The following is a 22,317-nucleotide window of genomic DNA, read 5'->3' as shown; positions in this document are numbered from 1 at the left end:
TCGCTACGCGGAGGCGGCCGTCAGCTTCGCCAGCTCGTCATCGGTGAGCCGCAGCTCGGCGACAGCGGTGAGTGCGGGCAGTTGCTGCGGTGTACGGGCGGACGCGATCGGCGCGACGACGGTCGGCTGCGCGGCCAGCCAGGCCAGCGCGACGGTGGCCGGCTCCGCCCCGTGTGCCTCGGCGACCTCGTCGAGCGCCGCGAGGACCTTCGGGCCCCGCTCGGTCGCCAGATGCTTGCCCGCGCCCGCGGCGCGCACGCTGTCGACATCTGCCCCGGGCCGGTACTTCCCGGTGAGGAAGCCGGAGGCCAGCGCGTAGTACGGCACGGAGGCCAGCCCATGGCGGGCGGCGGTGTCCTGCAGACCGCCCTCGTAGGTGTCCCGGGAAACCAGGTTGTAGTGCGGTTGCAGCGCGACGTAGCGGGCCAGGCCCTCGGCCTCGGAGAAGGCGAGGGAGGCCTCGAGCCGCTCGGGGCTGATGTTGGATGCGGCGATCGCCCGCACCTTGCCGTCCTTCACCAGTTGGTCCAGAGCGGTGATGATCTCTTCGACGGGCACGGACAGGTCGTCGAAGTGCGTGTAGTAGAGGTCGATGTGGTCGGTACGCAGCCTGCGCAGCGACTCCTCCGCGGCGGACTTGATGTTCCCTGCGGAGAGCCCCTTGTACTGGGGGTGGGCGCCGACCTTGGTCGCGACGACCACGTCCGAGCGGTTTCCGCGGGCGGCGAGCCAGTTGCCGATGACCGTCTCGGACTCACCGCCCTCGTTGCCCGCGACCCACGCGGAGTATCCGTCGGCGGTGTCGACGAAGTTGCCGCCGGCCGCGGTGTAGGTGTCGAGCACGTCGAAGGACTGGGCCTCGTCGGCACTCCAGCCGAAGACATTGCCGCCGAGGGCGAGGGGGAAGACCCTGATGTCCGATGAACCGAGATTGCGGAGCGAAGTCATATACCGGACAACCCGCTGACCGGCCCGGACTATTCCGTGCATGGCACATCCGGGCCGGCTGATCCGGGCATGCGGAACCGGCAGCCCTGGCGTCGGGGGGGGTGCCGCCGGGACTGCCGGGGTACGGAAAGCCGTCAGGCGTTGAGTCCCTTGCCCGCGAGCCAGGTCAGCGGGTCGATCGGGTCGCCGCCGCCGGGACGGACCTCGAGATGCAGATGCGGCCCCGTGACATTGCCGGTGGCCCCGACGTTGCCGATGACCTGGCCGGTGGAGACCTTCTGACCGGCGCTGACGGCCAGCGACGACTGGTGGCAGAACCAGAGTTCCGTGCCGTCGTCGAGCTTGATGACCGTGCGGTACCCGTACGCTCCGGACCAGCCGGCCGACTTGACCGTGCCGCTGTGCACGGCCTTGATCGGGGTGCCGGTGGGAGCGGCGAAGTCCAGGCCGGTGTGGTAGCCGGACGACCACATCGAGCCGCCGTCGCCGAAATGCGACGTGAGGGTGTAGGAGGCGACCGGGAGCGAGTAGCCGGCCGCCAGTTTGGCGAGCCGCTCCTTCTCCGCCTTGGCCTTGGCTGCCTCTTCCGCCTTCTTCTTCTCGGCCTTCTCCTTGGCGGCGGCCGCGTCCTGCTTCTTCGAGGCCTCGGCGGCCGCCTTGGCTGCGGCGGCCTTCTCGGCCGCGATCGCGGCCTGGTCGTCCACCGCCCCCTGCTGCTGCTCGGCCTGCTGAAGGATCCGGGTGCGCAGTGCCTCGCCCGCGTCCGAGCTTCCGCTCGATGCGGTGGTGAGGGCAGCGGTCGTGACGCCGGCGCCGGTGTCCCCGGTGGAGGAGGAGTGACCGTCGATGTCGGATATCAGCGACCCCACGCCCGGCAGCGCCTCGGCGTCCGGCAGCTTGTCCTTGACGGACTGCGGAAGGTCGGGGAGGGAGATCGAGACCGGCGGCTTCGCCTGCGCGCTGGCCATGCCGCCCGCGCCGACCGCTGCGATCACACCGACACCGAGAACCGTGGAGCTACGGGCGATACCGCCGCGCTGCTTGGCCACCCGGTGCTTCCCGCGTACGGGACGGAGGGACTCCTCGGTGGGGTTCCACTCGTCGAACGTCCCGCCGTCCTCACCGCCGAAACCGAGAGCCTCGTCGTTCGGGAAGTAAAGCGTTTCGGGGGCAGGGTTGTTGGACGCCACGGAGGCGTGCTCCTTTCCTTCCTTACCGCCTACCGGGTTAGCTGACGGGTTCGGAGCAGGAAGGTCTCCTACAGGCAGCTCCTTGCGGAGAAGCCCGATTCACCCCAATTGGTGGTTCCCCGGTTCCCTTGCGGGATTCGGCGCGTGCGCACGGTGCCGCCTCTTGCGACGACTGGGACGACCGCGCTGCGTTATCGAACGTTAATAGACGGACGCACCGGATTCCAGCTGTTGCAGCTGATCATTAACGCCTGCGGCCGGGACCAACCGGGGCACAGGGGGGCGTAATCGGGCGAGTTGACACTCGTTCAGAAAACATCGAATTTCTGATAGTGCGTCAAATGTTATGCGGAGCGGTGTCCCCCGGTCACGGATTGTGCCGGTCGGCCCGCACGATGCCCACGGTTGTGCGCCGCTCAGGCTGATCCTCCGTCGGGCGGGCCACCGCGAGCAGCGCCATGTCGTCCGTTGAACGTCCGCCGGTGTGCAGCCGCACGTCGTCCGAGAGCGCGGTCAGCAGTTCATCGGGACCGGGGAAGAGCCGCCCGTGCAGCCGCTGCTTCGGGTCGTAGAAGACCCCTGCCGCGTTCCGCGCCTCGGACAGTCCGTCGGTGTACAGAAGCAGGGTGGCCCCGAGCGGGAACGGCGCCTCGTCCGCGTGGTCCGGCCAGCCCGCCAGATCGGACATCCCCAGCGGCAGCGCCGGGTCGGTCGGCGCGAGCGCCTCGAGCCCTCCGTCGGCGTACAGCAGCAGTGGCTCGGGGTGCCCTCTGTTGACCAGCCGGATCCGGTCCTGGCCGCCCCGGGGGATCTCGGCGAGTGCCGCCGTGGTGAATCCCTCGATGGCGTCGAGCCCTTCACGCCGCATGCCCTCCCGGGTCAGCGCCCGTTCCAGCCGCCCGGCGACCGCCTCCAGCGTGCTCTCCTGCTCGGCGGCCTCCCGGAAGGCCCCGATCACCACCGCCACGGCTTCGACCGCCTGGAGCCCCTTGCCCCGGACATCGCCCACGATCAGCCGCACCCCGTACGGCGTGTCCTGCACCGCGAAGAGGTCCCCGCCGATGAAGGTGCCCGCCTGCGCAGCCTCGTACCGCGCGGCGACATGCAGACCGCCGATCCGCTCATTGGGCACCGGGAGCACCGCGCGCTGAGCGGTCTCGGCGACCACCCGGGCCGAAGCAAGCTGCTCACCACTGCGGCGCACCACCCGGTTGACGACCAGGGCGAGCACCGCCACCGTCAGGACGGTCACTGTCTCGGTGATGGCGGTGCCCCGCGCACTGGTGCCGTTGTACGCGTGCAGTCCCGCCATCACCACCACCGCGGCGGCCCCGGTCAGCAGCGTGGCGGTCAGCGAGAAGAACGGAGCGGCGATCAACGGCGCCGCGGTGAGGAACGGCACGGCGGTGAAGGGCTCCGGAGTCGCCACATCGAAGCAGGCCCCGCCGAAAATCAGCACCGTGGGCAGCATCAGAAGGAAACGGCGGGCCGTGCCGCGCTGCTTTCGCTGCCCCACCGTTGGTCTCCTGCCCGGTCCGTGCACGGCTGCGGACAGTACCGCGCCCCACCCAGGCTGGCCGTGACCACGCCGTCCGGCGAATCGGCGTCGGCCAACCGGGGGAGCGCGGCGCGGGGTGGGCCCGTCCGGCCGCGCGCCCGCCCCGGCGGGACCAGGCCGGCCCGCGCAGGCGTCCCGCCGGGCTCGCGCTCCGGCTCACTCCGCCAGCTCGCGCTCCGCGAACTCCGTCAGCGCGTCCCGCACCAGGACGGCGGTGCCTTCTCCGTACCGGTCGTAGGCGGCGGTGAAGCGCGGATCGGCGACATACATTCCGGCAAGCCCCACGACATGGGCCCTGGTCGGTTCGGTGGTCACCGAGAGCCAGGCACAGTGCCGCCGGGCGATGTCCTGGACCTCCGCGCTGTCCGCCTCGCGGCCGGCCGCGAGGGCCTGCCCGTAGTCACGGGCGATGTCCTCGTGCTGCTGCTGGAATCCCTTCTTCCGCTCCTCGCTCAGTGAACGCCACCACTGGTCGCTCCGCTCGTAGGCGTCCCTCCCCCAGCGCCGGGTCACCTCCTCCTCGTACCGCGTGTGATCGAACCCGTCGAACACTTCGTCGGCCATCAGCTCTGCTCCCTCCTCGGTCTTCCGGAGAGTGGTCCTGACGGACTCGATCCGCCGTCCGATCCGCTCACGCTCCTGCTCGAGCAGCGCGAGATGGGTCCGCAGGGCAGCGCCGGTCTCCTGCTGCCCCTCCAGTACGTCCCGGATCGCGGGCAGCGCCAGCCCCAGTTCCCGCAACAGCAGAATGCGCTGCAACCGCACCAGCGCGTCCTGGTCGTAATAGCGGTAGCCATTGCTCCCGACCCGGCTCGGCGGGAGCAGCCCGAGCTCGCCGTAGTGCCTGAGCGTGCGGCTGGTGGTCCCGGCCTTCCGGGCGACTTCCTGGATCGACCACTCCATGCACCGCACGCTAGATCTTGACGCTGCGTGAAGGTCAAGCGTGGGAACGAGGCCCAGCCGTGTCTGCCGGTCCGTCCTACGGCGCACCGAGTGCGGCGAGGTCCACCGCCAGCACCGCGAGCGCCATCGCCAGGAACAGCGCATAGGCGCCCAGTGCCCGCCCCCGGTCCCCCGCGGCCAGTTGCCGGAACAGCACCCAGCCGAACACCACGGTCTCCGCCCCCGCACCGGCGACCCCCGCGAGCGGCCACCAGAGGCCGAGCACCATGGCGGCCGCGGCGAGCGTATGCACCGCCCCCAGCAAGGTGACGACCCGGAGCCGCCGCCCCTCCAGCACTCCGAGCCGCGTCAGCTCTTCGATCCGCTCCAGCCCGACCCGGGCCCGCGCCACGGCGACAACGGCCGACGGCACGACCTCCAGCAGCAGCAGCGTGGTGAGTGCCACCCGCAGAATGAACACATCGGCCCCCGGATACGCCTCGGAAAACGTCTGACCCGCCCGCGGAAACGCCCGAAGGCCCGGCACACAATGTGCCGGGCCTTCGTTCACAAGTAGCGGGGACAGGATTTGAACCTGCGACCTCTGGGTTATGAGCCCAGCGAGCTACCGAGCTGCTCCACCCCGCGTCGGTAAACCCAACTCTACGGCATGGTGAGAGGTGCTCCGAACCATTGTCCCGGATCCACCTCGCGGACCCGTTGCCCGGCGTCCATCCGGGGGGCATCCGGCGCGGCAGGCGGCGCAGAGTCCGGTCGGTCGGCGCCGGTGTGCCGGCCGGTGGGGGTGACGGCCCGATCTCGTCTCGGCGAGCGGATCGCGGATGCATCGGCGGACGGACCCCGTAAGCGTCGCCGGGCGGGAGGGAGCTGCCGGGCGGCGGCCCGCTCGGCCACACACACCGAAGGCCCACGTCAGAACTTCCTGACCTGGGCCTTTCCGGTAGACCGTGTGGGACTCGAACCCACAACCAATGGATTAAAAGTCCACTGCTCTGCCAATTGAGCTAACGGTCCGCGCTTGCGCACCCCACGAGCATAGCGGGAGCGGACCGGGCAGCCGATCGGGTATCGGTTCCCGGGCCCGTCACCCGTCGCCGGCCCCTCTCGTGCCGCAGAGCGTGATGGAGTCGCGGGTCACGGATCCACCGGCTCCGGCGCCCCCCTGTGAGCCAGTTGCCTGGCGCGGGTGCGGGCATGATCCGGGTTCAGAAACCAGTGGCGGGCGGAGCCGAGCCACCAGGCCGCCGCGAAGCCCAGCACGACCAGCACCGCCACCGGGGCGTAGTTGAACGTCCCCCAGGTCACCGGCGACACCTGCGGAAGCATGAAGAGGACCGTGATCACCACGACCCAGGCCACGGCCACGATCCCGATCGGCCTTGACCACTTCCCCAGATGCCACGGCCCGCGCCGGAAGTCGTCGCCCCGCAGCAGCCTCAGCAGAGTGGGGATGACATACGCGATGTAGAGCCCGATCACCGCGATCGATGTGACCGCCGCATAGGCCGTGACATTGATCAGATACGGCAGACCCAGCGCCAGCGCACCCAGCGCCGCGAGCCAGACCGCGGCGACCGGGGTACGGGTGCGGGCGCTCACCGTGTGCCAGACGTGGGAGAAGGGCAGCGCACCGTCCCGGGAAAAGGCGTAGATCATGCGGGAGTTGGCGGTGACCGACGCCATGCCGCAGAACAGCTGCGCCCCGATGACGACGAGCAGCAGCAGCTTCCCACCGGTCGCGCCGACCCCGTCCAGCAGGATCTGGGCGGGCGGCGCGCCGGTCGGGGAGGCCAGTTGCTTGTCGTACGACTGGATGGCGAAGGTGAAGCCGAGCAGCAGCACGAACCCGGCGACCCACGAGGTCCAGATGGACTGGACGATGCCCTTCGGCCCGGCCGTGGAGGCGTCGTGGGTCTCCTCCGTCATATGGGCGGACGCGTCGTAGCCGGTGAAGGTGTACTGCGCCATCAGCAGACCGATGAGGACGACGTAGAAGCCGCTGCCGAAGCCGGTGTTGTTGACGAAGTGGGTGAAGACGAAGGACGCCGACTGGTGGTGGTCCGGAGCGAAGGTGAGCGCGCCGACGATGATCAGCACACCGAGCACATGCCACCAGACACTGACGCTGTTGAGGATCGCGACGATCCGGACACCGAAGGTGTTCAGCAGACCGTGCAGGACCAGGATCCCGGCGAAGAGCAGGATGGTCCGGCCGGGGGTCACATGGAACCCGAACTGGAGGTTCAGGTAGGCCCCCAGGAAGGACGCGGTGCCGAAGTCGATGCCCGCGGTGACGGCCACCTGGCCGAGTACGTTGAACCAGCCCGTGAACCAGGCCCAGGCGGCGGCGGAGCGCGGGGGCGCGAGGCGGTGGGCCCAGAAGTACAGCCCGGCCGATGTCGGGTAGGCCGAACAGATCTCGGCCATGGCCAGACCCACGAAGAGGGTCATCAGCCCGACACCCACCCAGCCCCAGGTGATGACGGCGGGACCGCCGGTGTTCATGCCGAACAGATAGAGCGTCAGGCAGCCGGAGAGCACCGAGATGATGGTGAAGGAGACGGCGTAGTTGGCGAAGGCGGACATCCGGCGGGCGAGGACCTGGGTGTAGCCGAGTTCGGCAAGGAGCTCCTCGTCGGAGCCGGCCGGACCGGCGGAGTCTTTTGTCATGCCCCCAGCGATTCCCTCACCAGGGGCACGGCATGCGCGGGCCGTTCACCGGAAGATGACCGGAGAACGACGGGAACACACCCCCGCGACCGGCCGGCCGGTCGCGGTCCCGGTACGTCCGGTCACGGCACGGCCGGTCGACGTCAACGGCGCGGCCGCCGAGGAATTCAGTTCGGCTCGGTTCGGCAAAGAACAATGCCCCGGACGATGCGAGGCATCATCCGGGGCATTGCTGTCAGTCACATTCAGCTGTTGCGCTTCCAGCGCGGCTTGTCGTCACGGCGCCCGAAGGAGCCGGTGCCGGTACCCGTGCCGGTGGTGCGGTGGTCATCGCGGCGGCCGGTGGGACGGTCGCTCGAGCCGGCCCGGAAGCCGCCGGTGGGACGGTCGTCACGGCGGTCACGGTTGAACGGACGGTCGCTGCCGCGGTGGCCGCCGGTGGGGCGGTCGTCACGACGGAAGCCGCCACGGTCACCACCGCGGTCGTCGCGACGGTCACCCCCGCGGAAACCACCCGAGGGGCGGTCGTCACGGCGCTGGAACCCGCCACCGCTCGACGGGCGGTCGTCACGGCGGAAGCCGCCACCGGAGCCGCCGGAGGGGCGCTCGTCACGGCGCTCACGGCTGAAGCCGCCCGAGGGACGGTCGCCACCGCGGAAACCACCCGAGGGGCGGTCGTCACGGCGCTGGAACCCGCCACGGTCACCACCGCGGTCGTCGCGACGGTCACCCCCGCGGAAACCACCACGGTCGCCGCCGCGGTCGTCACGGCGCTGGAACCCGCCACGGTCGCCACCGCGCGAACCGCCGCGGTCGTCACGGCGCTGGAAGCTGCCGCGGTCGTCGCGGCGCTCCTCGCGCTGCTCCGCCCTCGGCTCCGGCACCGCGGCTGCGGCAAGCTCCGCCTCGGTGACCGCGGCCAGTTCGGCGACAGCTGCATCCGGGTCGTCACCGCGCTCGCGGGCGGCACGCGCCACCAGGCGGTCGGCCTCCTCGCGAAGCTCCGTGGCACGGCGCTGCACGCGCTCCAGCTCGCGGGTGAGGTCCTTGGCCTCGCGCTCCGCCTGCTTGGCGGCGTTGTTCGCGGAGTCGGCCTGGACCTCGGTCAGCGAGCGGGCACCGGTGATCTCGGCGACCTCGGGCTCGAAGGCCCCGGCCCCCTGGACGATGTGGCGCGAGGCGTCGACGCCCGCGTCCTCCATCAGCCGGAAGATCTGCCGGCGCTGGTGCGGCAGGGAGAGGGAGACGACGACGCCGGACTTGCCTGCCCGGGCCGTACGGCCGGAGCGGTGCAGGTAGTCCTTGTGGTCGCCGGCCGGGTCCACGTTCAGGACCAGGTCGATGCCGTCGACGTGGATACCGCGGGCGGCGACGTCGGTGGCGACGAGCGCGTTGACGTAGCCCTTCTTGAAGTCCTCGAGGACGCGGGTGCGGGCGCCCTGCGTCATGCCGCCGTGCAGGGCGTCGGCCTTGACGCCGGATTCGGCGAGCTGCTCGGCGATGCGGTCGGCGCCGAGCTGGGTGCGGACGAAGATGATCGTGCGGCCCTTGCGGGCGGCGATCGCGGCCGTGACCGGCGCCTTGTCCTTCGGCTTCACGACGAGCACGTGGTGGCTCATGGTCGAGACATTGCCCTGGGCGCTGTCGACCTCGTGGGTGACCGGGTTCGTCAGGTAGCGCTTGACCAGCGTGCTGATCTCGTTCTCCATGGTGGCGGAGAAGAGCATGCGCTGGCCGCCACCGGGGATCTGGTCGAGCAGCTCGGTGACCTCGGGCATGAAGCCGAGGTCGGCCATCTGGTCGGCCTCGTCGAGGACGGCGACCTGGACGTTGGCGAGCGAGCAGGCGCCGCGGTTGATGAGGTCGCGCAGCCGTCCCGGGGTGGCGACGAGGACGTCGACGCCACGCTCCAGGGCGAAGATCTGGTTGCTCATGGACGTACCGCCGCAGACGACCTTCATCTTCAGGCCGAGCACGTCGCCGTAGGGCTGAAGTGCGTCCGCGACCTGCATCGCGAGCTCACGGGTCGGGGTGAGGATGATGCCGCGCGGCTTCTTCTTCTCCGTGCGGCCCTCGGTCAGCGTGGTCAGCAGCGGAAGACCGAAGGAGAGCGTCTTGCCGGAGCCGGTACGGCCACGGCCGAGGATGTCCTTGCCGGCCAGGGCGTCCGGGATGGTCGCTGCCTGGATCGGGAAGGGGGCGATGACGCCGTTCTGGGCGAGCTTGCGGACGATTCCCTCGGGCAGACCGAGGTCCGCGAAGGTGACGGTCGGCTCGGTCGGCTCGGTGGGCTTGTCATCGGCGGCGGTCTCTTCGACCGTGCCTGCGGTGGTCTCGGCGGCGGCTTCGGCGGCTACGGCCTCGGCGGCAGCTTCAACGACCTCGACCACGGCAGCCTCGGCGTCGGCGACGATCTCGTCGTTCTCGGGCATGACGGCGTGGTCAGAACTGAAATTGGACATGCGAAATGCGAAACCTTCCGGAGTCTCGGCACGCGCCCATAACTCCGTGATTCGCAATTTCGACCGCCTCAATGCGGTCCAGCCACGGCAAGGGAGAGTACGCGCCACACGGCGCTCTTCTGTGTCGGCGCCGGGCAATGGGATCAAACGATCTACTACCATACGCACCTCCCCCCGGTTCTGGCAAACCAGACCCCGCTAAGCGGGTCCCACCTGCGGCGATGCGACGGAGAGTGCCATCGCGCCGGTCCGCCTTCCCGGCTCCGGCGGCGCCGGGAGGGTGGGCTCGGGCGGGGCGCTGCTCGGGCTGGGCGAGGGACTGGCGGCCGGAGGGTCCGACGGCGGCGGGGGCGAGGGACTGCCGGCGGGCGGCCCCGACGGCTTGCCGCCCGGCACCGGGGGATTCGTCCGCCCCGCCCTCCCGGGCACGGGAGGCGCCGGATCCCCCGAAACCCCGGGGCCCAGAGTGGCTGACGGGTCGTCACCCGGCCCGTCCGCGCCCTTCTTCCGCTTCCTGCCGTGCTCCGACCCCTTCCCCGCCCCGCTGGAGACACTGCCGCCCCCGCTGTCCCGCTGCGCTGCCACCGCGCCGCCCGGCCTGGCCCGGCCGCCGTCCGGCCGGGACGACGCCGTGGTCCCCGGCCTGTGCGGATGGTCGCTCACACTCATGCAGCCCGCGGTGGCCGCAACCGTCATCACGGCGACAGCCAACCGGGCAGGGACGGGCAACTGGCGCACGGTGCGCACCTCCGGAGGGAACGGGTGAGCGGGTCGCAGTGCCCAACTCTCTTTTCCCCGCGGGGGACACGCCCGGCGGCGGATCAGCCGTACCCCAGCGCGTGCAGCCGGGCGTCGTCGATCCCGAAGTGGTGGGCGATCTCGTGCACCACCGTGATCTCGGTCTCGGCCACCGCCTCCTCCCGCGAGCCGCACATCCGCAGCGTCGGGCCCCGGAAGACGGTGATCCGGTCCGGCAGCACCCCCGCGTACCACTCTCCGCGCTCGGTCAGCGGGGTCCCCTCGTAGAGCCCGAGCAGTTGCGGGTCGTCCCCGGCCGGCTCGTCCTCGACGAACACGGCGACGTTGTCCATCAGCCGTGTCAGCTCCGGCGGGATACGGTCCAGCGCCTCGGCGACAAGCTCCTCGAACTCCTCACGCGTCATCTCCAGCACCCCGCCATTGTCACGTAGTGCACCCGCATGCGCCGAGTCCGCATGACTGCCTGCCCATGTGGGCATACGGCACAAATGGCAGCCGCCGAACCGTTCCGGCAACTCCGCGCGCTCCGACTGCACATCCGGCGACCCCACATCCGGCGACCGTCCCGCCCCGCCCCGTCGACGCTCTCGCCGGTCCGCGCCCCGCGCCCCTGGGCCCGCGCTCTGGGCCTGGTGGCGGTGGTCCTGTTCGGCGCCTGGCTCGGCCTGCTGGTCGTCGGCAACGTCCGTACGGCGGTCGGGCCGATGGACACCACGATGACCCTGCGGCCCTCGCTGACCGGCGGCACCAAGATCAATGTCTCTCCGCTGGGCGCCCTGGAACTCGATTCGCACACCGCGCCCATTCGCCTGGACGTCGATGTCGACCGCCTGGACCCGGCACGCTCCCAGGATCTCGTCGAACACCCCGAACGGATCTCCGGCCTGCAGTCCGAGATCGCCCACGACGTCGAGCGGGGCACCCTCGATCTGGCCCTGCGTTCCTGCGCGGCCGTGGTCGTCGGGGCCACCGCGCTCGGCCTGGTCGTCTACCGGAGGCCACGCTCCGCACTGCTGGCCGGCGGACTCGCGCTCGCCCTGCTGACGGCGTCGGGACTCACCGCGTACGCGACCTGGAATCCCAAGTCGGTCCTGGAGCCGAAGTTCTCCGGGCTGCTCTCATCCGCCCCCCAGGTGGTGGGCAACGCCCGCTCGATCGTCACCGACTTCAACGCCTACCAGGAGGAGCTGGCGCGCCTGGTCACCAACGTGACCAAGCTGTACGACGCCACATCGACGCTTCCGGCGTATCAGCCCGACCCCGGCACGATCCGGGTGCTGCACGTCTCGGACATCCATCTCAACCCGGCGTCCTGGCAGATCATCGCCTCGCTGGTGAAGCAGTACCGGATCGACGTGATCATCGATTCCGGCGACACCATGGACCACGGGAGCGCGGCGGAGAACCAGTTCCTCGACCCGGTCAGGGATCTGGGCGCGCCCTATGTCTGGGTCCGCGGCAACCACGACTCGGCCACCACCCAGAAGTACCTGCGGCATCTCAGGAACGCGCATGTACTCGACGAGGGCAGCGCCGTCACCGTCGGCGGGCTGCGGATCGCGGGGACCGGTGACCCGCAGTTCACCCCGGACCGTTCCGTCGTGCCGGGCGGCAACGCCGTGGAGCGCATGGCGGGCCTCCGGCTCGCCACCGCCATCCGCGACCAGGCCAGGGCCGGCACCCCGGTCGACATCGCGGTCGCGCACGAGCCCGAGGCCGCGCGCCAGACGGACGGCACGGTCCCGCTGGTGCTCGCCGGGCACGTGCACCACCGCGAGAACCAGGTTCTGGAGCTCGGCACCCGGTTGAAGGTGGAGGGCTCGACGGGCGGTGGCGGTCTGCGTGCCGTCCAGAACAAACACCCGGAGAAGGTGCTCGCCTCGGTGCTCTATCTGGACCGGGCGACCCGCCGTCTGCAGGCCTGGGACGAGATCACCCTGGGCGGTCTCGGCCTGACGACGGCCGAGGTCAGCCGCCATCTGCCGAGCGACAACCTGCCGGGCGCGACGCCGTCGCCGGCCCCCTCGGAACACCCCTCGTCCCGGACCCCGTAAACCGTTTTGGCGAACCGTCCCGGCATCCCATATGCTTCTCACGTCCCCGACGCGCTGCAAAGCGCCCAGGCGGGCCTTTAGCCCTCATCGTCTAGTGGCCCAGGACGCCGCCCTTTCAAGGCGGTAGCACGGGTTCGAATCCCGTTGGGGGCACGCCGTACTGTGTGCGAAGCTGGTCTTCGCACATTGCTTGGTCCTGTGGAGCAGTTTGGAGTGCTCGCCACCCTGTCAAGGTGGAGGCCGCGGGTTCAAATCCCGTCAGGACCGCTGCAGCCGTCAGAGGTTGCGTGGCTGGGTAGCTCAGTTGGTACGAGCGATCGCCTGAAAAGCGATAGGTCGCCGGTTCGATCCCGGCCCCAGCCACTTCATCGAAAAGGCCCCGACCTCGGTCGGGGCCTTTCGCGCAGGTCATCGCCCGCCCGGATGCCGGTGGCGCCAGATCCAGAAGACCGCGCAGGACACCAGCGCCCAGGTCCCCAGCACCAGGTACGGGAACAGGTGCTGATGGCCTCCGAAGTACATGGCGGTGTGCTGCGCGTTGACCGATGCGCCGGGCGGCAGCCACTGGCCGATGTGCCCCAGCGTGGACGGCAGCAGCGGCCAGGACACCGCGCCGCCCGACGACGGGTTGCCGAGCAGCACCATCAGGCCCCAGGTGGGAATCATCGCCCAGCGGCCGATCAGGGTGTTGAACATGGTGAAGACCATGCCGGAGGTGAACATGGTCAGCGCCAGGATCATCCAGGACTGGACGAACGGCAGGCGGAGCGCACCCAGCCCCCAGTCCACCACCGCGGCGATGGCGAACCCGCCGAGCAGCGCATAGGCCACCGTGAAGGCAATGCGTTCCGCCGGGTTGAGGGCCCGGGCATGTACCGAGAGCTGGATCGCTCCGACGAACCCGATGATCACCGCGGCCAGCGAGATGTAGAAGAGCGCCAGCCCGCGCGGGTCGCCCGGCTGAAGCGGTTTGATGTCCCTGACCCGGACCGGGACACCGGTCGCCCTGCCGACCTTCGGCCCGGCCTCCGCGATCACCTGCGCCACCGTCGCACCGGAGGCACCGGACACGTCCAGCCGGACCCGGCCGCCCGCCACTTCCACGATGGCGAAGACCTTCTGCTCGTCCACACCCTGCCGGGCAGCGGCGGCCGATACATAGGTGTGCAGTTTCAGCGACGCGTCGAGGGCCTGCTCCATTCCCCCGATGAACCGCCGCCCCACCGGAGAGCCGTAGTCACCGACGACGGCCGTCGGAATGCGGTGCGGTGTGGGGTTCGCCATGAAGTAGGTGTACGAACCGGCGAAGAGCGCGGCGGCGGCCGACAGGATGACCAGCAGCACGCTCGCCGGCAGAAAGGGCGACTGCCGGAAGGCCGTCCAGTGATCACGGCGGCTCGGGCGCCCGGCTCGGGCGCCGTGCTGTTCCATCGGGTCGGCCATGAAAATCACGCTAAACCAGATACATAAGACATACAGGATCGAAGTGGAGCATATGCTGGCGCGGGCAAATCCGTTCGCCAGTCCGTTCCGCCGGGTGAGATCCTGGGTGAGGTATGTCTACTTCCTTCGCCGATCTACAGGCCACGCTCAACGAACTGTCGCTGCGCGATGCGCACCGGCTCGGCCGGCGTCTCGAGGGCGCCCGGCGTATCCGTAAGCCGGAGGCCCGGCAGGCCGTGCTGGACGAGCTCGCCGCCGATGCGGGGAAGTCGGCGGAGCGGATCGCGCTGCGGGCCTCCCGGGTGCCACCGGTCAGCTATCCCGAACAGCTGCCGGTCAGCCAGAAGAAGGACGAGATCGCGGAAGCGATACGCCATCACCAGGTGGTGATCGTCGCCGGTGAGACCGGATCGGGAAAGACCACCCAGATCCCGAAGATCTGCCTGGAGCTGGGGCGTGGGGTCCGGGGCATGATCGGGCACACCCAGCCCCGGCGGATCGCCGCCCGCACGGTCGCGGAACGCATCGCCGACGAGATGGGGACACCGCTCGGCGAAGCGGTCGGCTGGAAGGTCCGCTTCACCGACCAGGTCAACCAGGACGCCACCTTCGTCAAGCTGATGACGGACGGCATTCTGCTCGCGGAGATCCAGACCGACCGTGAGCTGCGCGCCTACGACACGATCATCATCGACGAGGCCCACGAGCGGTCCCTGAACATCGACTTCCTGCTCGGCTATCTGGCCCAGCTGCTGCCGAAGCGGCCGGACCTGAAGGTCGTCATCACCTCGGCGACCATCGACCCCGAGCGGTTTTCCCAGCACTTCGGCGAGGCGCCGATCGTGGAGGTCAGCGGGCGCACGTACCCGGTCGACGTCCGTTACCGACCGCTCCTCGAGGACGAGGGCGAGGACGGCGACCGCGACCAGATCACCGCGATCTGCGAGGCGGTGGACGAACTCCAGGGCGAGGGCCCGGGAGATGTGCTGGTCTTCCTCTCCGGCGAGCGCGAGATCCGTGACACCGCCGACGCGCTGAACAAGCGGAACCTGCGGCACACCGAGGTGCTCCCCCTGTACGCCCGGCTCTCGCACGCAGAGCAGCACCGGGTGTTCCAGCAGCACGCGGGGAGACGGGTGGTGCTGGCCACCAACGTCGCGGAGACCTCGCTGACCGTCCCCGGCATCAAGTACGTGATCGACCCGGGCACCGCGCGCATCTCCCGCTACAGCCACCGGACCAAGGTGCAGCGGCTGCCCATCGAGCGGATCTCGCAGGCCAGCGCCAACCAGCGCAAAGGCCGTTGCGGCCGCACCTCGGACGGCATCTGCATCCGGCTGTACTCCGAGGACGACTTCCTCACCCGCCCGGAGTTCACCGACCCGGAGATCCTCAGGACCAATCTGGCGTCCGTCATCCTCCAGATGTCGGCGGCCGGGCTGGGCGACATCGAGAAGTTCCCCTTCATCGACGCGCCGGACCACCGGAACATCCGCGACGGCGTCCAGCTGCTCCAGGAACTCGGGGCGCTGGACCCCAAGGAGAAGGACCCCAAGCGCCGGCTCACCCCGGAGGGCCGCAAACTCAGCCAGCTGCCCGTCGACCCGCGGCTCGCCCGGATGGTCCTGGAGGCCGACCGCAACGGCTGTGTGCGCGAGGTCATGGTGATCGCCGCCGCCCTCTCCATCCAGGACCCGCGCGAGCGGCCGGCCGAGAAGCAACAGCAGGCGGACCAGCAGCACGCCAGGTTCAAGGACGAGACCTCCGACTTCCTCGCCTTCCTCAACCTCTGGCGCTACGTCCAGGAACAGCAGAAGGAGCGCGGCTCCTCGAGCTTCCGCCGGATGTGCAAGCAGGAGTACCTGAACTTCCTGCGGATCCGCGAGTGGCAGGACATCTACGCGCAGCTGCGTTCGGTTGCCAGGACCATGGGCGTGCGCCTGAACGAGCAGGACGCGCCCGAACAGTCCGTGCACACCTCACTGCTGGCCGGTCTGCTCTCGCACATCGGCCTCAAGGACACCGAGAAGAACGAGTATCTGGGCGCCCGCAGCGCCAAGTTCGCGATCTTCCCGGGTTCCGCCCTCTTCAAGAAGCAGCCGCGTTTCATCATGTCCGCCGAACTGGTGGAGACCTCCCGGCTCTGGGCCAGGGTCAACGCGAAGATCGAGCCCGAGTGGATCGAGCCGGTCGCCCAGCATCTGCTGAAGCGCACCTACAGCGAGCCGCACTGGGAGAAGGACCAGGCTGCCGTGATGGCGTACGAGCGGGTGACGCTCTACGGTGTGCCGATCGTCGCCCAGCGGAAGATCAACTACGGCCGGATCGACCCGGAGACCAGCCGTGAGCTCTTCATCAGGAACGCCCTGGTCGAGGGCGACTGGCGTACGCACCACAAGTTCTTCGCGGACAACCGCAAGCTGCTCGCCGAGGTCGAGGAGCTGGAGCACCGCGCCAGGCGCCGCGACATCCTGGTGGACGACGAGACTCTCTTCGACTTCTACGACGAGCGCATTCCCGGCGATGTCGTCTCCGGCGCCCACTTCGACTCCTGGTGGAAGAAGCGGCAGCGCGAGGAGCCCGAGGCGCTCGACTTCGAGCGTTCGATGCTCATCACCGAGAAGGCGGGCTCGGTCACCAAGGACGACTATCCGGACTCCTGGCGGCAGCAGAAGCTCAAGTTCCGGGTGACCTACCAGTTCGAGCCGGGCGCCGACGCCGACGGTGTCACCGTCCACATCCCCCTCCAGGTGCTCAACCAGGTCACGTCCGAGGGCTTCGACTGGCAGATTCCCGGGCTGCGGGAGGAAGTGGTCACCGAGCTGATCCGCTCGCTGCCCAAGCCGGTCCGCCGGCACTACGTCCCGGCGCCGAACTACGCAACGGCCTTCCTGGACCGTGCGGTTCCCCGGCAGGAGCCGCTTCCGCTGACGCTGGCACGAGAACTGCAGCGGATGGTCGGAGTGCCGGTCGCCGAGGAGGATTTCGACCTCTCCCGGATCCCGGACCACTTGAAGATCACCTTCCGGATCGTCGACGAGCGGCGCCGCAACATCGCCGAGGACAAGGACCTGGAAGCCCTCAAGATCAGGTTGCGCCCCAAGGCCCGCCAGGCGATCTCCAAGGCCGCCGCGGCGACGGCCGGCCCCACCGGCGAGTCCATCGAGCGCACCGGCCTGAAGGAATGGACCCTGGGCACCCTGTCGAAGGTGTTCGAGACCAAACGTTCCGGTCAGCCGGTCCGGGCCTACCCGGCTCTGGTGGACGAGGGCAGCAGCGTCTCGGTACGGCTCTTCGACACCGAGTCCGAACAGCTCCGGTCGATGTGGCGGGGCACCCGCAGGCTGATCATGCTCAACATCCCGGTGAATCCTGCCAAGTTCGCATCGGACCGGCTGAGCAATCAGCAGAAGCTGGCCCTCTCCCGTAATCCGCACGGCTCGATCCAGGCACTCTTCGAGGACTGCGCGAACGCGGCCGCCGACCGGCTGATCGCCGACCACGGCGGCCCCGCCTGGGACGAGGAGTCCTTCCGCAAGCTGTACGAGAAGGTCCGCGCCGACCTCGTCGAGACCACCATCAGGACGGTCGACCAGGTGCAGCAGATCCTGGCCGCATGGCAAGCCTGTGAGCGCCGGCTGAAGGCCACCACCAGCCTGGTGCTCGCCGCCAACCTCACCGACGTGCGCAAGCAGCTCGCGACGCTCATCACGCCGGGCTTCATCACCGCGACCGGGCTGCGCAGACTGCCCGACCTGATGCGGTACATGGTGGCGGCCGACCGCCGGCTCCAGCAGATGCCGACGGCCGTCCAGCGGGACACCACCCGCATGGAGAAGGTCCACGAGATGCAGGACGAGTACGCCTGGCTGCTGGAGCAACTGCCTCCGGGCCGGCCCGTGCCGCAGGAGGTCACCGACATCCGCTGGATGATCGAGGAACTGCGGGTGAGCTACTTCGCCCACGCCCTCGGGACCGCCATGACGGTGTCGGACAAACGCATCGTCAAGGCGATCGACGCGGCGGCGGCAGCGGCCCGCTGACGGGTCCGGTATCCGGTTCGACCAGGGCCCCGGCCTGCTGTACAGTCTTGTCTCGCAGCCAACGCACATCGGGCTGCGAAACCTGGTCCTGTGGAGCAGTTTGGAGTGCTCGCCACCCTGTCAAGGTGGAGGCCGCGGGTTCAAATCCCGTCAGGACCGCAGCAGAGGAAAGCCCGCATCCCTTGGATGCGGGCTTTCCTGCGTGCCGGCCGCCCACCGGGGTCTTGACTGCACCTTCCGCCGCGGAGTACCCCAGACAACAGGGGACGTGACGGGAGGCGGCGTATGGCGGCGACGGCGAAACGGGCACGACATGAGACCCGGGCTCTGCTCCGCGCCCATCTGGCGGCCGCTGTGGGCTACCGCCACCTCACCCGGCACTGCCAGGTCTGCCACCGGCTGCTGCGGCTCGCGATGGAGTCCTCGGGCCCCGAGCGTGACACCCCTCCGGACGCATGACGCCCATAGCCGCCCAACGCGCCCACTACCAGGGCGGGTCGAGGGTTTGGCAAGAGGTACGCCATGTGACGGGAGTCACTGAATGAGTTTTTACAACGGGCGAACTTAACCCCGCCCTACAACAAGCCAATTTAATATGTGCAATTGCACTCCCGTGCGAGGCCTCAGGACCGACGGAACCGGGGCCCCCACAGGGCCGCGGAGGAGCCGCGGCGACCCCTGCCGGCGAGGCTTCGGAGGCGACTCCGGTAAGGCCTTACCCCCGCCTCCCACAAGGCTTCAGCGGCCCTCAGGCGGGGCCCGGCGGGCCGGGGGCGGCGCCGAGCGGGACGCCGCACCACCGGCCGTGCGGCGAGCCGTACGGGGCGTGGCACAAAAAAACCGCGCTGGACCCGGCGGAGTCCAGCGCGGTCAAGACCGATGTCCGTTGGGGCGGACAGCCGTCATGTGGAGCAGTAACAGGGCGAATCAGGTTGGGGGGCCCGGAAACGCCCGATTTATCGGGGTGTTCAGGCCTCGCTGCGCTGCTGCGGAATACCCGCGAGCAGTGCACGGACCTCTGCCTCGCGGTACCGGCGATGTCCACCCAGCGTTCGAATGGACGTGAGCTTGCCCGCCTTTGCCCAGCGGGTGACCGTCTTCGGGTCCACGCGGAACATCGTGGCAACCTCAGCCGGGGTCAGCAGCGGCTCGGCATCAGGGGTGCGAGCGGTCATGAGCGGCCTCCTCGGAGAACCGATCCATCTCGGTTCATTCCTCTAAATTCTGCACCTTGACCCGCGTTGCCCGAAATGGAGCACGCGAGTCGAGTCGGTTATAGGACGAACGGCTTGTCTTCGGCACTACAACTACACCATCCGTCCAGCCACGTCGGCCAAACCGATGGAATTGCCCTCTCAGGTGCTCATCAGTGGCGGAAGGCCGATGGACCATGCCATAGCGGACAGTCACACCACAGTAACGATCAGTCACATGGTGATCAGGAGTCATCAGACCCCCCAAAGAGTGCAATGCCGAGTAATCCGCCCTTACTTGGACGGAAGGAGCCCACTCCGGACTCCTTGTCCTATTTTGACACGAGGATGGGGGATGGGCGCAAGGCCCGGGTTAGTGCGGTCCGTCACGCTTGACACAAAGGCCCGGATCAGGACGTAGGTCCCCGTGCGGAAGCCCGCCCGGACGGGCTCCGCGGGTCAGTTGGCGATCTGCCGTTCCCGGACCGCCCGCCAGCGGTCGGCCAGCCGCTCGTACGCGGCGTCCGCCGCCTCACCGTCTCCGGCCCGCAGTGCGGCGACCGCGGCCGCCACATCCGCTGCCGACCTGTCCTCCGCCAACTGCGCCTCGCTCAGGGCGTGCACGAGGCCGCCGTAGTCGAGCTCAACCAGCGACCTGGGATGGAACTCCTCCAGCCACTTGCCGACGTCCACCAGGCCCTCGGTGAGCGTCCCCTCTTCGAAATGCTCCCTCAGCGTCTTCAATGAGCGCGCCAGCCGGCGCCTGGCCTGCACCATCGGAGTCCGGTAGCGCAGCACCGGCGGGGCACCGTCCTCGGCCGCGGTGAATTCCCGCTCCCCGTCGTCGAAGAGTGTGAACCAGCGCACGGGGACATGCCAGACGGTCGTCCTGATCCAGGGCCTGGCATCCGGATTGCGCTCCAGCCAGCGCTCGTAGTCGGCGGCGGCCTGCCGGCGCACCACAGGGGGCAGCACCACGTCGAGCACCGGTTCCGGATACTGCCCGGAAAGCTCCTCCAGGGCGAGCCAGCCCCGCAGCCTGGTCCGCCAGGGGCAGACGCAGACGACACCGTCCAGCTCGGCCACGAAGGCATCGGCGCTCTCGTGCACCGGCACGGCCACCGGTGGCACCGGCAGCAGATCCGCCAGCGACCGCCTGAGTTCGTCCTGCGCCGTCGGCAGATCGCTGCGCCGCGCATAGCGGGCCCAGTGGTCGCGCTCGGACTCCGGAAAAGCCGCCAGGGGTTCATAGACCCGCAGATAGGACGTATAGGGGACGATCACTGAGGACACCACCGCCATGAGGTGAATCGTCCCATGTCACTGCTCCAGGAGGGGGTGATCCTCAGCACTGCACCTGATCTACGCGTGCGTAGGGCCTAATCTGCTGCCAACCGGGTCCTCTCCACCCGTAAGAAGGCCTGGCCACCGAAATTCGCCGCTTCGTACTTGGGAGTCACCACAGTGACCGATGTGACCGGCGCTCCTGTCGACGTACTGCACACCCTGTTCCACTCGGATCAGGGGGGACACGAGCAAGTCGTGCTCTGCCAGGACCGCGCCTCCGGCCTCAAGGCCGTGATCGCCATCCACTCCACCGCCCTGGGCCCGGCCCTCGGCGGTACGCGCTTCTATCCGTATGCGAGTGAGGAAGCAGCCGTGGCAGACGCGCTGAACCTCGCCCGCGGCATGTCGTACAAGAACGCCATGGCCGGTCTGGACCACGGCGGCGGCAAGGCCGTGATCATCGGCGATCCCGAAAAGATCAAGACCGAAGAGCTGCTGCTGGCCTACGGCCGCTTCGTCGCCTCGCTCGGTGGCCGATACGTCACCGCCTGCGATGTCGGGACCTATGTCGCCGACATGGACGTCGTGGCGCGTGAGTGCGCGTGGACGACCGGGCGTTCCCCCGAGAACGGCGGCGCCGGCGACTCGTCGGTACTCACCGCCTTCGGCGTCTTCCAGGGCATGCGGGCCAGCGCCCAGCACCTGTGGGGCGACCCCACGCTCCGCGGCCGTACGGTCGGCATCGCGGGTGTCGGCAAGGTCGGCCACCACCTGGTCGAGCACCTGCTGGCGGACGGCGCCGATGTCGTGATCACCGATGTACGGGAAGAGACCGTGCGCCGCGTCACCGGCACCCACCCGGGACGGGTGACCGCGGTCGCCGACACCGAGGCGCTGATCCGGGTGCCCGGCCTCGACATCTACGCCCCCTGTGCCCTGGGCGGCGCGCTGAACGACACGTCCGTGCCGGTGCTCACCGCCAAGGTGATCTGCGGTGCCGCCAACAACCAGCTCGCGCACCCGGGCGTCGAGAAGGACCTCGCGGACCGCGGGATCCTCTACGCGCCCGACTACGTGGTGAACGCGGGCGGGGTGATCCAGGTCGCCGACGAGCTGCACGGATTCGACTTCGACCGCTGCAAGGCGAAGGCCGCCGGGATCTTCGACACCACGCTGGCAATATTCGCTCGCGCAAAGGCTGACGGTATTCCGCCGGCTGCGGCGGCCGACCGGATCGCCGAACAGCGGATGGACGAGGCCCGCAGCCACTGACCGTGCACGGCCACTGACCCGCTGTCGGGGAGACGTGACTCACCCCCGTCGGCGGGTCGGACGCCCAGAAGAGGCTAAAATCGCAGCTGACCAGCGAGGACGGGGCTCCTCGCCGGTTCTGTGAAGCGGCGCTTCCTGCGGGCGGCGTACCGTATGGCCGCGGAAGCAGGTACCGTTGAAGCCCTACGGACCGGACTCTTTACGGAGAGTCCGTTCCGAATCATGAACGGGTGTCAAGACTCTGGGGCCGTCGAGCCCCGTCACCGAGGGGGTCGAGCCATGGGGCGCGGCCGGGCAAAGGCCAAGCAGACGAAGGTCGCCCGCCAGCTGAAGTACAGCAGCGGCGGAACGGACCTGTCACGTCTGGCCAATGAGCTGGGCGCATCTCCTACGAGTCAGCCACCGAACGCGGAGCCGTTCGAGGACGACGAAGAGGAAGATGACCCGTACGCACAGTACGCGGATCGTTACAACGAGGATCAGGACGAGGACGACGAGTCCGGTCCTTCGTCTCAGCGCCGCGGCGCTTGACGTA

Annotated in this window: 17 protein-coding genes, 6 tRNA genes and 1 riboswitch; of the genes, 10 read left to right on the top strand and 13 right to left on the bottom strand. The window is 69.2% G+C overall.

The genetic code is table 11. The annotated features are described in order from the left end of the window. Window positions 1-3: 3 nt before the first annotated feature. From OHS16_RS16520 to OHS16_RS16480, 9 genes are all read right to left on the bottom strand, one after another. The gene (locus OHS16_RS16520) at window positions 4-948 is read right to left on the bottom strand and encodes an aldo/keto reductase (protein ID WP_328537967.1); all 945 of its coding nucleotides are present in this window, start codon (window positions 946-948) and stop codon (window positions 4-6) included. Window positions 949-1,082: 134 nt separating this feature from the next. After that, window positions 1,083-2,138 (bottom strand): M23 family metallopeptidase, encoded by a 1,056-nt coding sequence (locus OHS16_RS16515; RefSeq protein WP_328537966.1) that lies wholly within the window; start codon window positions 2,136-2,138, stop codon window positions 1,083-1,085. Between the two features lie 11 nt (window positions 2,139-2,149). After that, window positions 2,150-2,291: riboswitch (cyclic di-AMP (ydaO/yuaA leader) on the bottom strand. Window positions 2,292-2,505: 214 nt separating this feature from the next. After that, a complete protein-coding gene (locus tag OHS16_RS16510) occupies window positions 2,506-3,654 on the bottom strand; it encodes a PP2C family protein-serine/threonine phosphatase (protein ID WP_443042628.1) in 1,149 nt (382 codons plus the stop codon). 198 nt (window positions 3,655-3,852) lie between these two features. After that, on the bottom strand, window positions 3,853-4,599 hold the full coding sequence (locus OHS16_RS16505; RefSeq protein ID WP_328537965.1) for a MerR family transcriptional regulator: 747 nt from the start codon (window positions 4,597-4,599) through the stop codon (window positions 3,853-3,855). A 76-nt stretch (window positions 4,600-4,675) separates the two neighbouring features. Continuing rightward, on the bottom strand, window positions 4,676-5,044 hold the full coding sequence (locus OHS16_RS16500; protein ID WP_328537964.1) for a hypothetical protein: 369 nt from the start codon (window positions 5,042-5,044) through the stop codon (window positions 4,676-4,678). A gap of 108 nt (window positions 5,045-5,152) precedes the next feature. Then, a tRNA-Met gene (locus tag OHS16_RS16495) sits at window positions 5,153-5,226 on the bottom strand. A gap of 314 nt (window positions 5,227-5,540) precedes the next feature. Then, a tRNA-Lys gene (locus tag OHS16_RS16490) sits at window positions 5,541-5,613 on the bottom strand. 120 nt (window positions 5,614-5,733) lie between these two features. After that, on the bottom strand, window positions 5,734-7,269 hold the full coding sequence (locus OHS16_RS16485) for an amino acid permease (protein WP_328537963.1): 1,536 nt from the start codon (window positions 7,267-7,269) through the stop codon (window positions 5,734-5,736). 245 nt (window positions 7,270-7,514) lie between these two features. After that, on the bottom strand, window positions 7,515-9,731 hold the full coding sequence (locus OHS16_RS16480; protein WP_328537962.1) for a DEAD/DEAH box helicase: 2,217 nt from the start codon (window positions 9,729-9,731) through the stop codon (window positions 7,515-7,517). Between the two features lie 466 nt (window positions 9,732-10,197). On the opposite strand from OHS16_RS16480, the gene OHS16_RS16475 reads away from it, so the two are divergent. Beyond that, window positions 10,198-10,497 carry a hypothetical protein gene (locus OHS16_RS16475; protein WP_328537961.1) on the top strand — a complete coding sequence of 100 codons (300 nt, stop codon included), beginning with the start codon at window positions 10,198-10,200 and terminating at the stop codon, window positions 10,495-10,497. 55 nt (window positions 10,498-10,552) lie between these two features. Here OHS16_RS16475 and OHS16_RS16470 read toward each other — a convergent pair whose 3' ends face one another. Then, the gene (locus tag OHS16_RS16470; protein ID WP_328537960.1) at window positions 10,553-10,903 is read right to left on the bottom strand and encodes a metallopeptidase family protein; all 351 of its coding nucleotides are present in this window, start codon (window positions 10,901-10,903) and stop codon (window positions 10,553-10,555) included. Between the two features lie 75 nt (window positions 10,904-10,978). On the opposite strand from OHS16_RS16470, the gene OHS16_RS16465 reads away from it, so the two are divergent. From OHS16_RS16465 to OHS16_RS16450, 4 genes are all read left to right on the top strand, one after another. Beyond that, window positions 10,979-12,544: a metallophosphoesterase family protein gene (locus tag OHS16_RS16465; RefSeq protein ID WP_328537959.1), complete on the top strand. Its 1,566-nt coding sequence runs from the start codon at window positions 10,979-10,981 to the stop codon at window positions 12,542-12,544. Window positions 12,545-12,624: 80 nt separating this feature from the next. Then, window positions 12,625-12,697 (top strand) — tRNA-Glu (locus OHS16_RS16460). Window positions 12,698-12,736: 39 nt separating this feature from the next. Then, window positions 12,737-12,811: transfer RNA gene (locus tag OHS16_RS16455), tRNA-Asp, on the top strand. Between the two features lie 22 nt (window positions 12,812-12,833). After that, window positions 12,834-12,907 (top strand) — tRNA-Phe (locus tag OHS16_RS16450). A gap of 45 nt (window positions 12,908-12,952) precedes the next feature. Here the strand turns inward: OHS16_RS16450 and OHS16_RS16445 are convergent. Further along, window positions 12,953-13,987, bottom strand: coding sequence for an ABC transporter permease (locus tag OHS16_RS16445; protein WP_328537958.1), 1,035 nt, complete (start codon window positions 13,985-13,987; stop codon window positions 12,953-12,955). 113 nt (window positions 13,988-14,100) lie between these two features. Here OHS16_RS16445 and hrpA point away from each other — a divergent pair, with 113 nt between their 5' ends. The 3 genes from hrpA (at window position 14,101) to OHS16_RS16430 (ending at window position 18,489) form a co-directional block, all read left to right on the top strand. Beyond that, window positions 14,101-18,030 (top strand): ATP-dependent RNA helicase HrpA, encoded by a 3,930-nt coding sequence (hrpA, locus tag OHS16_RS16440; RefSeq protein ID WP_328537957.1) that lies wholly within the window; start codon window positions 14,101-14,103, stop codon window positions 18,028-18,030. Window positions 18,031-18,114: 84 nt separating this feature from the next. Then, window positions 18,115-18,189, top strand: a tRNA-Asp gene (locus tag OHS16_RS16435). A gap of 126 nt (window positions 18,190-18,315) precedes the next feature. Further along, window positions 18,316-18,489, top strand: a complete 174-nt coding sequence (locus OHS16_RS16430) for a DUF6274 family protein (RefSeq protein ID WP_328537956.1) — start codon at window positions 18,316-18,318, stop codon at window positions 18,487-18,489. Window positions 18,490-18,998: 509 nt separating this feature from the next. Here the strand turns inward: OHS16_RS16430 and bldC are convergent. Both bldC and OHS16_RS16420 read right to left on the bottom strand, forming a co-directional pair. Beyond that, complete coding sequence (bldC, locus tag OHS16_RS16425; protein ID WP_003949541.1) at window positions 18,999-19,205, bottom strand: developmental transcriptional regulator BldC; 207 nt, start codon at window positions 19,203-19,205, stop codon at window positions 18,999-19,001. A gap of 477 nt (window positions 19,206-19,682) precedes the next feature. Beyond that, window positions 19,683-20,525, bottom strand: coding sequence for a hypothetical protein (locus OHS16_RS16420; protein ID WP_328537955.1), 843 nt, complete (start codon window positions 20,523-20,525; stop codon window positions 19,683-19,685). Between the two features lie 162 nt (window positions 20,526-20,687). On the opposite strand from OHS16_RS16420, the gene OHS16_RS16415 reads away from it, so the two are divergent. Together OHS16_RS16415 and OHS16_RS16410 are read left to right on the top strand one after the other, a co-directional pair. Beyond that, window positions 20,688-21,782: a Leu/Phe/Val dehydrogenase gene (locus tag OHS16_RS16415; protein ID WP_328537954.1), complete on the top strand. Its 1,095-nt coding sequence runs from the start codon at window positions 20,688-20,690 to the stop codon at window positions 21,780-21,782. A gap of 279 nt (window positions 21,783-22,061) precedes the next feature. Next, the gene (locus OHS16_RS16410) at window positions 22,062-22,313 is read left to right on the top strand and encodes a DUF3073 domain-containing protein (RefSeq protein WP_164263978.1); all 252 of its coding nucleotides are present in this window, start codon (window positions 22,062-22,064) and stop codon (window positions 22,311-22,313) included. Window positions 22,314-22,317: the final 4 nt, after the last annotated feature.

The sequence above is a fragment of the Streptomyces sp. NBC_00344 genome (assembly GCF_036088315.1).
GTDB lineage: Bacteria > Actinomycetota > Actinomycetes > Streptomycetales > Streptomycetaceae > Streptomyces.
Note: the sequence above shows the minus strand (reverse complement) of the source record. Positions and strands in the feature narration are given on the sequence as shown.